Origin of the sequence: Xanthobacter sp. (assembly GCF_041911315.1) — a bacterium.
Classification (GTDB): Bacteria; Pseudomonadota; Alphaproteobacteria; order Rhizobiales; family Xanthobacteraceae; genus Xanthobacter; species Xanthobacter aminoxidans.
Genome location: NZ_JAYRPE010000036.1, coordinates 1 through 13,980 on the forward strand (window position 1 = coordinate 1; position 13,980 = coordinate 13,980).

Genomic DNA, 13,980 nt, shown 5'->3' on the forward strand with positions numbered 1-13,980 from the left:
CGCGCCGGGTGCGCCCCAGCCGCTCGGTTCTCCCGCAAGCGCCACGCCCGCGCCGCGCGCGGTGGACGTCGCTCCCATCCGCCCGGCCGCCGGGCAGCAGGTGGCCGCGCTGCCGTCCGCCGGGGCCACGGTGCGCGAGCTCTATGATGCCGGCCAGTCCCAGCTTCAGCGACAGGACTATGCCGGCGCCGAGCAGACCTTCCGCCAGATCATCCAGTCTTCTCCCAACGACCGGCTCATCGCCGACGCGACCTTCATGCTCGGCGAGAGCCTGTTCCTGCGGCAGAATTATTCCGATGCGGCAGCCTCGTTCCTCGAGGTGTCCACCAAGTACCAGAATTCCGCCCGCGCGCCTGAGGCGCTGCTGCGGCTCGGCCAGTCACTCGCCGGCCTCGGCGAAAAGGAGACGGCCTGCGCCACCTTCCAGGAGGTGGACCGGAAATATCCTCGCACCGCCTCCTCCGTCCGGCAGGCCGTCGAGCGCGAGCAGAAGCGCGTCGGTTGCTGAGGCCGATGGCGGCGGATTCCGCAAGCCTGTCTCCCGACTCCCGCGCGGCGGTCGCCGACAGCGAACTCGATGCCCTCTTTTCCAGCTTTGCCGGCCGTTCAGCCGTTCTCCTCGCTGTTTCCGGCGGGCCTGATTCCACCGCGCTGCTCCATCTCGCCGCCCGCTGGCGGGTGCGGTCCCCGGGTGGACCGCGGCTGTTTGCGGCGACGGTCGATCATGGATTGAGGCCGGCGGCAGCCGAGGAGGCGGCCGATGTGGCGCGTTTGGCCGCTCGATTGAACGTGCCTCATCGCACGCTTCGCTGGCAGGGTGAAAAGCCCGATCGTGGCCTGCAGGAGGCGGCGCGGGACGCGCGCTATGCGCTGCTCACGGCCGAGGCGGATCGGGTCGGCGCGCCGGCGCTTGCTTTGGCCCATACCCGCGACGACCAAGCGGAGACCGTGCTGTTCCGGATGGCGCGGGGCTCGGGCCTTGCCGGCCTCGCGGCAATGAACGCCGAGACAGCACGGGGTCAAGTCGTTCTTCTGCGCCCCTTCCTCGATCTGCCGAAGGCGCGCCTCGTGGCGACGCTTGATGCCGCCAACATCGCCTATGCGAGCGATCCCTCCAATCTCGATGCCCGCTTCGCGCGTCCGCGCCTGAGGTCGCTCGCTCCCGCTTTGGCGCAGGAGGGCCTCGACGCGCGCGGCTTCGCCCGCCTCGCCCGCCGTCTCGCCCGTGCCGACTCGGCCTTGGAGGCGGTGACGGAAAGGGTAGAGGCGGAACTCGTTACCGCCGACAAGTCGGGCGTCGCCATCGAGGCCGCTCGATTTGCCGAACTGCCGGAGGAAGTCGCCCTGCGTCTTCTCGGCCGCTGCGTAACGGCGCAGGGGAGGGAAGGCCCGGTTGAACTGGCCAAGCTTGAGGTTCTGCTGGCCGCGCTTTTGGCTGCGCTCGCTTTGCCAGCTGCTCCATTTCGCCGCACCCTGGCAGGTGCCAGTGTGGCCGTCCGGAAGGGGCGGGTGCTCGTATCCAGCGCACCTCCCCGGCGCCCGACCGAGGGCATCGCGACGAATTCAAGTGCGGAAAAGGCGCCTCTCCTTGGCAAGACGGGGCCTCGCTCCTAAATTAGGCGCTGGACGGTGCGGGAGGTTCCACCGGCGGCGGTGCTGTGCGGAGGTATCCTTTCCGTATGGTGAGGCGTCGAAGCGGAACCGACCTTCTGTCCCCACGAGGGTTCAATGAACGCCAATCTACGTAATTTCGCCCTTTGGGTGATCATCGTCCTGCTGCTGCTGGCCCTGTTCTCGCTGTTCAACAGCCCGGGCCAGCGCACCAATGCGAACGAAATCTCCTTCTCGCAGCTCCTCACCGACGTGGACGCCGGCAAGGTGCGCGAGGTCGTGATCGAGGGGCCGAACATCACCGGCACCTATTCCGACCGTTCGGGCTCGTTCCAGACCTACGCGCCGAACGACCCCTCGCTCGTGCAGCGCCTGTACGGCAAGGGCGTGCAGATCACTGCACGCGCGCCGTCGGACAACGTGCCGTGGTTCGTGAGCCTGCTCCTCTCCTGGCTGCCGTTCCTGGCGCTGATCGGCGTGTGGATCTTCCTGTCGCGCCAGATGCAGGGCGCCGGCGGCAAGGCCATGGGCTTCGGCAAGAGCCGCGCCAAGCTCCTCACCGAGGCGCACGGCCGCGTGACCTTCGACGACGTGGCCGGCATCGACGAGGCCAAGAGCGACCTCACCGAGATCGTGGAATTCCTGCGCGATCCGCAGAAGTTCCAGCGCCTCGGCGGTCGCATCCCGCGCGGCGTGCTGCTCGTCGGCCCGCCCGGCACCGGCAAGACGCTGCTCGCCCGCGCCATTGCGGGTGAGGCCAACGTGCCGTTCTTCACCAGCTCGGGCTCGGACTTCGTGGAAATGTTCGTGGGCGTCGGCGCGAGCCGCGTGCGCGACATGTTCGAGCAGGCGAAGAAGAATGCGCCGTGCATCATCTTCATCGACGAGATCGACGCGGTGGGGCGCCACCGCGGCGCTGGTCTCGGCGGCGGCAATGACGAGCGCGAGCAGACCCTCAACCAGCTGCTGGTGGAGATGGACGGCTTCGAGGCGAACGAGGGCATCATACTCATCGCCGCGACCAACCGTCCGGACGTGCTCGACCCCGCGCTGCTGCGTCCCGGCCGCTTCGACCGTCAGGTCATCGTCCCCAACCCGGACGTGGTCGGCCGCGAGCAGATCCTGAAGGTGCATGCCCGCAAGATCCCCGTCGCCCCCGACGTGAATCTCAAGACCATCGCCCGCGGCACCCCCGGCTTCTCCGGCGCGGACCTCGCCAACCTCTGCAACGAGGCGGCGCTGATGGCGGCCCGGCGCAACAAGCGCATGGTCACCATGGCCGAGTTCGAGGACGCCAAGGACAAGGTGATGATGGGCGCCGAGCGTCGCTCCCTCGTGATGACCGAGGAAGAGAAGATGCTCACCGCCTATCACGAGGGCGGCCATGCCATCGTCGCCCTCAATGTTCCGGCGACCGACCCGGTGCACAAGGCCACCATCATCCCGCGCGGCCGGGCACTCGGCATGGTCATGCAGCTTCCGGAGCGCGACAAGCTCTCCATGAGCTACGAGCAGATGACCTCGCGCCTCGCCATCATGATGGGCGGCCGCGTGGCTGAGGAACTCGTGTTCGGCCACGACAAGGTGACATCCGGTGCCGCCTCCGACATCGAGCAGGCGACCCGCCTCGCCAAGATGATGGTGACGCGCTGGGGCTTCTCCGACCTGCTCGGTCAGGTGGCCTATGGCGAGAACAACGAGGACGTGTTCCTCGGCATGTCGATGCAGCGCCACCAGAACGTGTCCGAGGCCACTGCCCAGACCATCGACAAGGAGGTCCGGCGGCTCGTGGACGAGGGCTATACTGAGGCGAAGCGCATCCTCACCGAGAAGTACGACGACCTCGAAGCTCTGGCCCGCGGCCTGCTCGAATACGAGACGCTTTCGGGCGACGAGATCGTGGACCTCCTCGACGGCAAGACGCCGAACCGGGAAAGCGTGCTCGAGCCGTCCAACCCGCGCGGCTCGGCCATTCCCACCACCAAGCGCCCCCGCCCCGGCGGTGCCGGCGGCTCCATCGAGCCTCAGCCCCAGGCCTGAGACGCATGATCGACCGGAAGACGCCCGCGCAAGCGGGCGTTTTTCGTTTGTGACGGTCATTCTCCGTCGCGGCTTGCGCCCTGGGCTTGGAGGGCGCGTTCTGCGCGGAGCCCATCGACACAACCGGCCTAGCGAGTCATAGGCAGGGCTCATGTCCCTCCTCGCCCGAACCTCCATCGTCTCGGCGGCAACCCTCGCGTCCCGCGTTATGGGCTTTGCGCGGGATGCGGCCACGGCCGCCGTGCTGGGCGTCGGGCCGGTGGCAGATGCGCTGGCGGCGGCCATGGCGCTGCCATTGCTGGCGCGCCGGCTGCTGGCCGAGGGCGCGTTCAACCTCGCCTTCATTCCAGCGCTCGCCCGGACGACGAACGAAGCCGCGGGAACGGGCGATGAAGCGGCTGGCCGGCTCGCGGGTGCGACTCTGCTGCTGCTCTGCGGTCTCCTCCTCCTGTTCGCGGCTATCGTCGCGCTCTTAATGCCGCAGGTGATCGGCCTGATGGCGCCGGGCTTCGAGGCGGGAGGGCAGCGGGCTGGTGTCGCCATTCTCTGCGGTCGGGTTGTGGTGCTCTACATCCCGCTCGCCGGGCTCGCAGCCATCTTCGGCGGCATCGCCAATGCCACCCATCGCGTGCTGCTGCCGGCATTGGCTCCCGCAGCGGCCAATGTCACGGTGCTCGCGGTCATCGGCGTTTTGCTCGCCAAGGGGCTGATGGAGAGCGACACCGCCGCCTTCGCCATCGCGGCGGCGCAGGTGGGGGCGGGCTGCGCCCAATTCGCCATCATGAGGCTGGCTGCAAGGGGCTGTCCGGCGCAGCCGCTGTTCCGCGTGTTGACGGTTCGCGATCTCCGGGCGGCGCTCGGTGTGCTTCGGGCGGCGTCGCCCGCCTTGCTGTTTGCCGGGCTGAGCCAGCTTCGCTTCATCATCGTGGTCGCAGCCGTGTCCGCCAGCCCTGGCGCCGCCGCCGCCCTGAACTATGCCCAGCGGCTGATGGATCTCCCCCTGGGCCTCGTCGGTGCCAGCGCGGGGGCGGTCCTGGTGCCGGCCCTGCTCCGGCGCGGGAGAGCCGAGGCTGCGGACGATGCCGGCCGGGCGGTGCTGGCGGCGCTTGCCTTCGCTTTGCCGGCGGCGGTCGGGCTTGCGGTCCTGGCCGAGCCCATTGTCGTCACGCTCTTCCAGCGGGGCAGCTTCGACAGTGAAGACGCCCGCTTGACCGCCGCGCTGCTGGCCGTGCTCTCGTTCTCGCTGCCGGCGCAGGGGCTGGAGCGCATCCTCTCGGCCGCCGCCTCCACGTCCGGACAGATCAAGGCGGCGGAGCGAATCGCGCTCGGCTCGCTGCTGCTGTGCATGGTCGCCGCTGCCGGGCTCGGAACGGTCGGCGGCCCCTTGATCGCGGCGGGGGCCGTGGCGCTGTCCGCGGCGGCATCGATTCTAGCCCTGGGGGGCGTCCTCATCGCTCGCGGCGCGTTGCGCTTCTCGACGCCGGTGCTGCTCTCGGCCGCCGGCCTCGCGGCGGCGAGCCTCGCCATGGGGGCCGGGGTCGGCGCGCTCGCCGCAACGTGGCCCGTGCCGGAGGGGACGCTGGCGGGCATCCTGCGGCTGGTCGGGCTCGTCTCCAGCGGCGGCGCCATCTACGGCGCTGGCGCACTCATGGTGAAGGCGGCCGTCTCGAAGGCCTGGACGGGCCGCATCTGAACCGGGCAGCAGCGTTGCGGGCCGTGCCCTTGCGCCGTGCCGCCCCAGGTGGCATGACGCGCCGCATTCACTTTTGCGGGCCGTTGCCCGTGTTCAGGTCGAGCGGCGCGCCGCTCTTTGGGGAGTTCGCCATGGCGGCGGTCGCAGAACGCGTATTTTCCGGCGTGCAGCCCACGGGCAACCTGCATCTCGGCAATTATCTCGGCGCCATCAAGCGCTTCGTGGAACTGCAGAAGAGCCACGAATGCATCTATTGCGTGGTGGACCTCCACGCCATCACCGTCTGGCAGGACCCGGAAGAGCTGAAGCGCCACACCCGCGAGGTGACGGCTGCCTTTATCGCCTGCGGCATCGATCCCAAGGCCCACATCGTCTTCAACCAGAGCCAGGTGTCCGGCCACGCCGAACTCGCCTGGGTGTTCAACTGCGTCGCCCGCATGGGCTGGCTGAACCGCATGACGCAGTTCAAGGAGAAGGCCGGCAAGGACCGCGAGAACGCCTCCGTGGGCCTCTTCGCCTATCCGACCCTGATGGCTGCCGACATCCTGCTCTATCGCGCCACCCACGTGCCGGTCGGCGACGACCAGAAGCAGCATCTGGAACTGACGCGCGACATCGCCCAGAAGTTCAACACGGACTTCGCCCCCTCCATCGCCTCCAATGGCCATGGCGAGGGCTATTTCCCCATCACCGAGCCGCTCATCGCGGGCCCGGCGACGCGGGTGATGAGCCTGCGCGACGGCTCCAAGAAGATGTCGAAGTCGGAGGCCTCGGACTTCTCCCGCATCAACCTCACCGACGATGCCGACGCCATCGCCGGCAAGGTGCGCAGGGCGAAGACCGATCCGGAGCCGTTGCCCTCGGAGGAAGAGGGGCTGAAGGGGCGCCCGGAGGCGGACAACCTCGTCGGCATCTTCGCGGCCCTGTCCGATACCACCAAGGCGCAGGTGCTGGCGGATTACGGCAACGCCCAGTTCTCGGCCTTCAAGGCCGCGCTGGTGGATCTGGCCGTGGCAAAGCTCGGCCCCATCGGCACCGAGATGCAGCGTCTGATGGCCGATCCGACTGCGATCGATGCCATTCTCATCGACGGCGCCGACCGTGCCCGGGTGATCGCCGACCAGACCATCCGCGACGTGAAGGACATCGTCGGCATGGTGCGCTGACAGGGCCGCCGGCGCGGCCTTGCCCGCGCCGGATGCGGCGCCTAAGTGTGGGGAATGTTGCCCGCCGACGAGGAGGCCGTGATGCCGCAGATGAACGCCACGGTCGATCCGGAAGAGGTCTCCCGCTTCGAGGCGCTCGGCGCCCAATGGTGGGACGTGAAGGGCAAGATGGCGCCCCTGCACGCCATGAATCCGGCGCGCCTCGCCTTCCTGCGTGACACGCTGGTGCGGCATTTCTCCCGTGATGCCCGCGCGCTGCGCCCGCTGAAGGGCCTTTCCCTTGTGGACATCGGCTGCGGCGGAGGTCTGCTCAGCGAGCCCTTGTCCCGCATGGGCGCCGATGTGACGGGCATCGACCCGGCTCCCGGCAATGTGGACATCGCCCGCGCCCACGCCGCGCAATCGGGCCTCACCGTGACCTACGCGGCCGAGACCGCCGAGGCGCTGGCCGAGCGCGGCGCCCGCTTCGATGTGGTGGTGGCGCTGGAGGTGGTGGAGCATGTGGCCGATGTCGGCCTGTTCGTGCGCACCGCCGGGCGTCTGGTGGCAGATGGCGGCGTGCTGGTGCTCTCCACCTTGAACCGCACGCCCAAGAGCTTCGCCCTCGCCATCGTCGGTGCCGAATACGTCCTGCGCTGGCTGGCGCCCGGCACCCATCGCTGGGAGAAGTTCGTGACACCGGAAGAGCTGGAGGCGACGCTGGCTTCAGCCGGCTTTGCCGCTCGGGAGAAGGTGGGCCTCGCCTACGAGCCCTTCTCCGGCGATTTCCGCCTGACCGAGGATCTCTCGGTGAACTATTTCATGGTGGCGGAGCGCGAGGCCTAGGCCTCAGTTCCGATCTTCCGGCAGCACGGGGAGAGGGAACACCTCCACCTCGTCCTCGCGCAGGGCCTTCACCTCTTCCACGGTCGCCTCGCCGCGGATGGGGCGGTGCTCGATCTCTCCGTCATGCATTTTGCGGGCAAGATCGGCGAAGCTGTCACCGACATCGTCCGAGTTGGCGACGATGTGATCGCGCAGTTGGCGGATCAGCGTGCGCAATTCGCTGTCGGGCCGCGCCATCATCGCCACGGGCGTCGCCTCGGCGGAAGGCGCTTCGGCAGCCGCACCAGCGTCGGGCCCGCTCGCGGGCGCGCCGACAGGCTCCCTGTCCGGCATCCCCTTGTCGGTGCGCGCGACGGACGGGGCCATCACGGCCTTCTCGACCTTGGCCGAATTGCAGGTGGGGCAGGTGACGAGGCCGCGTGCACGCTGGGTGTCGTAGCTGGTGGAGGAGGGGAACCAGCTCTCGAACTCGTGGCCGTCGTCGCACTTGAGGGTGTAGCGGATCATGAGGAGGCACGCACCACGTGGAGGTGGCCGATCTGCCCCGGCTCGGCGATCTCGAACCGGCGGCCGTTGGTGAGAGACGGCACGCGCGCCCGTGCCGCGGCGACTTCCGCCATGTCGATCTCGGCGAGGATGACGCCCGGGTCGGTCCCGCCCTCGGCGATGACGCGGCCCCAGGGGTCGACCACCAGCGAATGGCCATAGGTGTCGCGGCCATTCTCGTGCCGTCCACCTTGTGCGGCGGCGAGGACATAGGCGCCGTTCTCGATGGCGCGGGCGCGCAGCAGAATGTGCCAGTGGGCCTCACCGGTTGGCCGGGTGAAGGCCGACGGCACGGTGAGCACCTTGGCGCCGCCTTCGGCGAGCGCCCGGTAGAGCGAGGGGAAGCGCAGATCGTAGCAGATGGTCATGCCGAGGCGGATACCGTCCACATCGGTCAGTACGGCACGCTCGCCTGGCCGGTAGGCATTCGACTCGCGGTAGCTCTCGCCATTGCCGAGGTCCACGTCGAACATGTGGATCTTGTCGTAGCGGCCGGTGATCTCGCCGTCGGGGTCGATGACGAAGCCGCGGTTCACGGCCTTCGCATCGGAAACCTTCAGGGCGAGGGAGCCGATATGGAGCGTGATGCCCAGTTCGCGCGCCAGCTGGCGAAGGGCGGCGAGGGTGACGTCGTTGCCTTCTTCCTGGAGCTTCTCGAACAGGACCTTGCGATCCAGCTCCATGATGTTGGTCACTTCCGGCGTCTGGACATAGCGCGCGCCGTCCCGGGCCGCCTCGCGGATGAGGGCGGCCGCGGCATCGAGGTTCGCCGCCGGTTCGCGGCCGCTTCGCAGCTGGATCAGGCCCACGCGGAGGGTCTTGCCGGTGCGCGCTTCGGGCGCGGATTTGGCCGGGGTCGGTTCCGAGGTGGTCATGGGGCTTGCTCTTTCGCTGCCGCTGGAGCCTGGATCGCCGTTTCGCGCCCGGCGCGGCGCGATCTTCGACAGATAGGCTCTTCCCGGCGGGAATGCACGGGGCCTGCCGTTCGCACGCCCCGTGCAGGGGTCAGGCTGCGAGGGCGTCCAGCCGGCCGGCGTCCTCCAGAGCGTAGAGGTCGTCGCAGCCGCCCACATGGGTCTCGCCAATGAAGATCTGCGGTACGGACGTGCGGCCATTGGCGCGGCGGATCATCTCCTGCTGACCTTCGGCGTCGGTGGTCACGTCGATCTCGGTGAAGGTCAAGCCTTTGCGCCGCAGCAATTCCTTGGCGGAATGGCAATAGGGGCACCAGCTCTTGGTATAGATTTCGATGGGCTTCATGATGTCACGACAGGTGGGACGGCGCGGGGGCGTGCCGTCACGAAAGCGTCGCATCATAAGGGGTCAGCCGAATTCGACAACCCGCGCAAACGTGAGCGCATCCACACTCGCGGCACCGGCGCGGCGGAGCACCTGCGCACAGGCGTCGAGCGTCGCGCCGGTCGTGTACACGTCATCCACCAGAAGCACGCGACGGCCCTCGATGCGATGCGTCGCGCCATGCGGCACTGCAAAAGCGCCAGCAACATTCGCTCGCCGCGCGTTGCGCCCCAGCGCGGTCTGCGACGGCGTCCGGCGGCGCCGCACCAGCGCGCCGGCCTCGACGGGCAGGGCCGTGGCAGCCGCCACATGCCGGGCGAGGAGGGCCGCCTGATTGAACTTGCGCCGCCACAGCCGGATCGGATGGAGCGGCACCGGCACGATGATCTCGGCTGAGCCCGTAAGATCGGTGCCGGCCTGCAGCATCAGCCGCGCCATGGGCGCTGCGAGATCGAGGCGGTCGGCATATTTCAGCTTGTGCACGAGGCCGCGGGCGACGTCATCGAAGGTGACGGCCGCACGGGCACGATCATAGGCCGGAGGATCGGCGAGCGCCTCGGCCGAGAGCCAGCCATCGCCGAACACGCGGTCTGGATCGTGGCTGAACGGCGCGCCGGTCCGCTCGCAATAGGGCCGGCTGATAAAGGAGAGCTTTCCCCAGCACGGCCCGCACAATCCCCCCGCCGCGCCGGTGATGCTGCCGCAGGCGATGCAGGTGGGCGGCAATGCGAGGCCAAGAAGAGCGGAACCGAAGCCGCGCGCCACGGCGCCGGCCCGGCCGATCCGCTCAGAAATGCCCCCTGTCGAAAGCCCCATGGTCGCCCCCCCGGATCGATCTTCCGTCCGGGGGCGATGCCTGTAAAGGCTTGCCGCTCAGCGCGGCGTGAAGGCCCGAAGCAGCAGGGCGTTGGCGATGACGCTGACGGACGAGAGCGCCATGGCTGCCGCTGCCACCATGGGCGACAGGAGCAGGCCGAGGCTGGGATAGAGCACGCCGGCCGCAATGGGCACGCCCGCCGCATTGTAGAGGAAGGCGAACAGCAGGTTGCGCCGGATGTTCGCCATGGTGGCGCGCGACAGGGCGCGGGCGTGGGCGATGCCGGCCAGGTCGCCCTTGAGCAGGGTGATGCCCGCGCTCTCCATGGCGATATCGGTGCCCGTGCCCATGGCGATGCCCACGTCCGCGACGGCAAGAGCCGGGGCGTCGTTCACCCCGTCGCCGGCCATGGCCACCACGTGTCCCTCCTTGCGCAGGCGCTCGACCACCTCGGCCTTGCGGGCAGGCAGAACTTCTGCCTCGACCTCGACGATGCCGAGGCGCTTGGCCACGGCGAGGGCCGTGGTGCGGTTGTCGCCGGTGAGCATGACCACGCGCACGCCGTCCTGCTGCAGCCGCTTCAGCGCGGCCTCGGTCGTGTCCTTCACCGGATCGGCGATGGCCACGAGGCCGGCCGCCTTGCCGTCGATGGCGACGAACACTGCCGTCGCCCCCTCGCGGCGGAAGCTCTCGGCCATGGCCGTCTGATGGTCGGTGTGGACGCTGATTTCGCTCATGAAGGCGGCATGGCCCACGGCGATCGTGTGTCCTTCCACCTGTCCGACGATGCCCTTGCCCGCCGGGCTCTCGACACCGGACGGTTCGGATGTGACCAGCTCGCGCGCGGCAGCCTCATGCACGATGGCGGCGCCGAGGGGATGCTCGCTCGCACGCTCCAGAGCGGCTGCGAGGCGCAGCACTTCATCCTCGCTGCGGCCGTTGAAGGCACGCACGGCGATGACCTTGGGCTTGCCGACGGTGAGGGTGCCGGTCTTGTCCACCACCACCACGTCCACCTTTTCCATGCGCTCCAGCGCCTCGGCGTTGCGCACCAGCACGCCGAGCTGGGCGCCGCGGCCGACGCCGACCATCACCGACATGGGCGTGGCGAGGCCGAGAGCGCAGGGGCAGGCGATGATGAGCACGCTCACCGCAGCCATCAGCGCGAAGGTCAGGCGGGGCTCGGGGCCGACCGCCATCCACACCGCGAAAGCGACGACGGCGGCGGCGAACACCAGCGGTACGAACCAGCCGGAGACCTGATCCGCCAGCCGCTGGATCGGCGCGCGCGACCGCTGGGCCTGCGCCACCATCTGCACGATCTGGGAGAGGAGGGTTTCGCGACCGACCTTCTCCGCCTTCATGGTGAAGACGCCGGAGGCGTTGACCGTGCCGCCGATGACCTTCTCGCCGGGCTCCCGGGAGACGGGCAGCGACTCGCCGGTGACGAGGCTTTCGTCCACCACGGCGCGGCCGTCCGCCACCGTGCCGTCCACCGGCACCTTTTCGCCGGGGCGCACGCGGAGCAGGTCGCCGGGCGCGACGAGGCCGAGGTCGATGATCTCGTCCGAGCCGTCGGCGCGGATGCGCAGGGCGGTCTTGGGGGCGAGGGAGAGGAGGGCCTTGATGGCACTGGAGGTCTGCTCGCGGGCGCGCAGCTCCAGCACCTGACCGAGGGCCACAAGCACGGTGATGACCGCCGCCGCCTCGAAATAGACGGGCACGCCGCCGCCATGGGCATGAAAATCGTGCGGGAACAGTCCCGGCGCGAAGGTGCCCACCAGCGAATAGAGATAGGCCACCCCCGTGCCCATGGCGATGAGGGTGAACATGTTGAGATGCCGCGTTTTCAGCGACAGCCAGCCGCGCTGGAGGAACGGCCATCCCACCCAGAGCACCACGGGCGTGGCGAGGGCGAACTGGACGTAGTTCGAGATCTGTTGCGGCAGCGGCGACCAGCCGAAAAGGTGGCTCCCCATTTCCAGCACGAAGACGGGCAGGGTGAGGGCGAGGCCGATCCAGAAGCGGCGGGTCATGTCCACCAGTTCGTGGTTCGGTCCCTCGTCGAGGCTGACGACCTCCGGCTCCAGCGCCATGCCGCAGATGGGGCAAATGCCGGGGCCGATCTGCCGGATTTCCGGGTCCATGGGGCAGGTATAGATGGTGCCGGCCGGGACTTCGGCGGGCGGAGGCGGCGCGGCCCCGCCCACGTAGCGTACAGGGTCGGCCTTGAACTTGGTCTCGCAGGAGGACGAGCAGAAGAAATAGGGCTTCTTCTCGTGCCGGGCCGAGTATTTGGCCGTGCCGGGCGACACCATCATGCCGCACACTGGGTCCTTCACCGGCGCGAGATAGGTCTCCGGCGCCGCCTCGAACTTGGTCTTGCAGCCGTTGCAGCAGAAGAAATAGGTGCGCCCCTCATGCTCGGTCGTGGGCTTGCCGGCCGCCGGGTCGGTCTTCACGTCCATGCCGCAGACGGGATCCTTCACCGTCTCGGGCAAGGCCGGCTTGGCCACCGCCGACAAGTCGAGCGGGGGCGGTGCCTTGCCACCGCAGCAATCGCCGCCGTGCGAGGAATGGTCGTGTGACGAGTGGTCCTGTGCCATGGCGGCTCCGCAAATCCGGCTGCCAGCGTTAGGCCGCATCGGGGCAGGTGGCCTTGCGCTGGCTCATGTTCAAGGCGTCAATAAACCCCCAGGGGGTATCCTCTCTTGTCCAATATACCCATAGGGGGTATATGGCAAGCCATGCGCAGCCCGACCAAAGAGCAAGTCCAGAAGCGCCTGAGCCGCATCGAGGGCCAGGTGCGCGGCCTCTCCCGCATGGTGGAGGAGGACCGCTATTGCATCGACATCATCACCCAGCTCTCGGCCGTCCGCGCCGCCTTGCGGCGGGTGGAGGAGGAGGTGCTGAAGGATCATGTGGGGCATTGCGTCGAGCATGCCATCCGCTCGGGCGACGCGGAGGACCAGCGTCGCAAGGTGGCGGAGCTGATGGAGGTCATCGTCCGCAGCGAGCGGTGAGGGGAGGGGCTCAGGCCCGCTCGATAAACGTCAGCTCGCTCTCATCATAGGCGCGCCGCTCGATCTCGCGGAAGCCGTCCGGCGTCACGAACAGGCCGGTGCGCTCCTCGATGATGAGCAGTGCATCCGCGGTGAGCCAGCCGCCTTCGACGGCCGCGGCGATCGCCTGCTCGGCGAGGCCCTTTCCATAGGGCGGATCGCAGAAAACGAGGCCATAGGGCTCGCCTGGTCCCATTTCGCCGAGCCGGGTGGCGTCGCGGCGGAACACTTTGGTGACGCCAGTAAGGCCAAGCGCTTCGACATTGTCGCGGATGAGCCCGCGCGCCTCCGCGGCCTCCTCCACGAACAATGCGAAACGCGCGCCGCGCGACAGGGCCTCGATTCCGAGCGCCCCGGTGCCGGCGAACAGGTCGAGCACCCGCGCGCCGTCGCACGGATCGCCATAGGCGTGGGCGAGCATGTTGAACAGGCTCTCGCGCAGCCGGTCGGAGGTGGGGCGCGTGAGGCTGGAGGACGGGCCTTTCAGAGCCCGTCCCTTGAGGCGGCCACCCACGATGCGCATGGGTCAGACGTTCCCGTCAGCGCTTGCCGCGCGGACCGCCCGGCTTGCCGGGGCCGGAGCGCCCCGCGCCGGGCTTGCCAGCGGGTTTGCCACCCGCAGGACGACCGCCGGGCTTCCCAAATCCCTTGCCGGGACCCTTCGCGCCGAAGCCGCCGGGCTTGCTCCCCGGCCGGCCTGCCGGCTTTCCGCCGCCCGGACGATCCTCGAACGAACGGGTGCGGCCGGCCGGCTTGTCGCCATAGCTGCGCTCGCGCGGCGGCCTGTCCCCGAAATCGCCGCGACCTTCCGGCCGGGGCCGGGCGCGGGCGGGGCGTTCGCCCTCTGTCCGCTCGCCGCTGAAGCTGCGGCCGCGCGCGGGCTTGTCGCCGTAGTCGCCGCCGCGTCCTTCCGGCCGGGGC

The 13,980-nt window shown here is 69.0% G+C and carries 13 protein-coding genes and 1 pseudogene; 7 read left to right on the forward strand and 7 right to left on the reverse strand.

Annotated elements, in window-relative coordinates; translation table 11 throughout:
- From ybgF to ubiG, 6 genes are all read left to right on the forward strand, one after another.
- The coding region (ybgF, locus tag ACE3QW_RS11690) for a tol-pal system protein YbgF (RefSeq protein ID WP_374251645.1) at window positions 1–508 on the forward strand (508 nt) is incomplete at its 5' end.
- 5 nt (window positions 509–513) lie between these two features.
- The gene (tilS, locus tag ACE3QW_RS11695) at window positions 514–1,614 is read left to right on the forward strand and encodes a tRNA lysidine(34) synthetase TilS (protein ID WP_374251646.1); all 1,101 of its coding nucleotides are present in this window, start codon (window positions 514–516) and stop codon (window positions 1,612–1,614) included.
- 114 nt (window positions 1,615–1,728) lie between these two features.
- Window positions 1,729–3,651 carry an ATP-dependent zinc metalloprotease FtsH gene (gene ftsH / locus ACE3QW_RS11700; RefSeq protein ID WP_374251647.1) on the forward strand — a complete coding sequence of 641 codons (1,923 nt, stop codon included), beginning with the start codon at window positions 1,729–1,731 and terminating at the stop codon, window positions 3,649–3,651.
- A gap of 151 nt (window positions 3,652–3,802) precedes the next feature.
- The gene (murJ, locus tag ACE3QW_RS11705) at window positions 3,803–5,344 is read left to right on the forward strand and encodes a murein biosynthesis integral membrane protein MurJ (protein ID WP_374251648.1); all 1,542 of its coding nucleotides are present in this window, start codon (window positions 3,803–3,805) and stop codon (window positions 5,342–5,344) included.
- 131 nt (window positions 5,345–5,475) lie between these two features.
- On the forward strand, window positions 5,476–6,510 hold the full coding sequence (gene trpS, locus ACE3QW_RS11710) for a tryptophan--tRNA ligase (RefSeq protein ID WP_029557889.1): 1,035 nt from the start codon (window positions 5,476–5,478) through the stop codon (window positions 6,508–6,510).
- 81 nt (window positions 6,511–6,591) lie between these two features.
- Window positions 6,592–7,335 carry a bifunctional 2-polyprenyl-6-hydroxyphenol methylase/3-demethylubiquinol 3-O-methyltransferase UbiG gene (gene ubiG, locus ACE3QW_RS11715; protein ID WP_374251649.1) on the forward strand — a complete coding sequence of 248 codons (744 nt, stop codon included), beginning with the start codon at window positions 6,592–6,594 and terminating at the stop codon, window positions 7,333–7,335.
- 3 nt (window positions 7,336–7,338) lie between these two features.
- Here the strand turns inward: ubiG and ACE3QW_RS11720 are convergent, their stop codons facing one another.
- The 5 genes from ACE3QW_RS11720 to ACE3QW_RS11740 all read right to left on the reverse strand — a co-directional run bounded on the left by ACE3QW_RS11720 (window position 7,339) and on the right by ACE3QW_RS11740 (window position 12,603).
- Entirely contained in the window at window positions 7,339–7,842 is a 504-nt protein-coding gene (locus tag ACE3QW_RS11720; protein ID WP_024279720.1) for a DUF1178 family protein, read from the reverse strand.
- Window positions 7,839–8,756, reverse strand: coding sequence for a carbon-nitrogen hydrolase family protein (locus tag ACE3QW_RS11725; RefSeq protein ID WP_374251650.1), 918 nt, complete (start codon window positions 8,754–8,756; stop codon window positions 7,839–7,841). The genes ACE3QW_RS11720 and ACE3QW_RS11725 overlap by 4 nt, the downstream gene beginning before the upstream one ends.
- A 130-nt stretch (window positions 8,757–8,886) precedes the next feature.
- A complete protein-coding gene (gene grxC / locus ACE3QW_RS11730) occupies window positions 8,887–9,141 on the reverse strand; it encodes a glutaredoxin 3 (protein WP_024279718.1) in 255 nt (84 codons plus the stop codon).
- Window positions 9,142–9,204: 63 nt separating this feature from the next.
- Window positions 9,205–9,996, reverse strand: coding sequence for a ComF family protein (locus ACE3QW_RS11735; RefSeq protein ID WP_374251651.1), 792 nt, complete (start codon window positions 9,994–9,996; stop codon window positions 9,205–9,207).
- Between the two features lie 57 nt (window positions 9,997–10,053).
- Window positions 10,054–12,603: a heavy metal translocating P-type ATPase gene (locus ACE3QW_RS11740; protein WP_374251652.1), complete on the reverse strand. Its 2,550-nt coding sequence runs from the start codon at window positions 12,601–12,603 to the stop codon at window positions 10,054–10,056.
- A gap of 141 nt (window positions 12,604–12,744) precedes the next feature.
- Between ACE3QW_RS11740 and ACE3QW_RS11745 the strand changes: the two genes are divergently transcribed.
- Window positions 12,745–13,020, forward strand: coding sequence for a metal-sensitive transcriptional regulator (locus ACE3QW_RS11745; RefSeq protein WP_024279715.1), 276 nt, complete (start codon window positions 12,745–12,747; stop codon window positions 13,018–13,020).
- Window positions 13,021–13,030: 10 nt separating this feature from the next.
- Here ACE3QW_RS11745 and rsmD read toward each other — a convergent pair whose 3' ends face one another.
- Window positions 13,031–13,582 carry a 16S rRNA (guanine(966)-N(2))-methyltransferase RsmD gene (gene rsmD / locus ACE3QW_RS11750; protein WP_374251653.1) on the reverse strand — a complete coding sequence of 184 codons (552 nt, stop codon included), beginning with the start codon at window positions 13,580–13,582 and terminating at the stop codon, window positions 13,031–13,033.
- Between the two features lie 16 nt (window positions 13,583–13,598).
- Window positions 13,599–13,980, reverse strand: a pseudogene (locus ACE3QW_RS11755) (hypothetical protein); the annotation flags it as partial.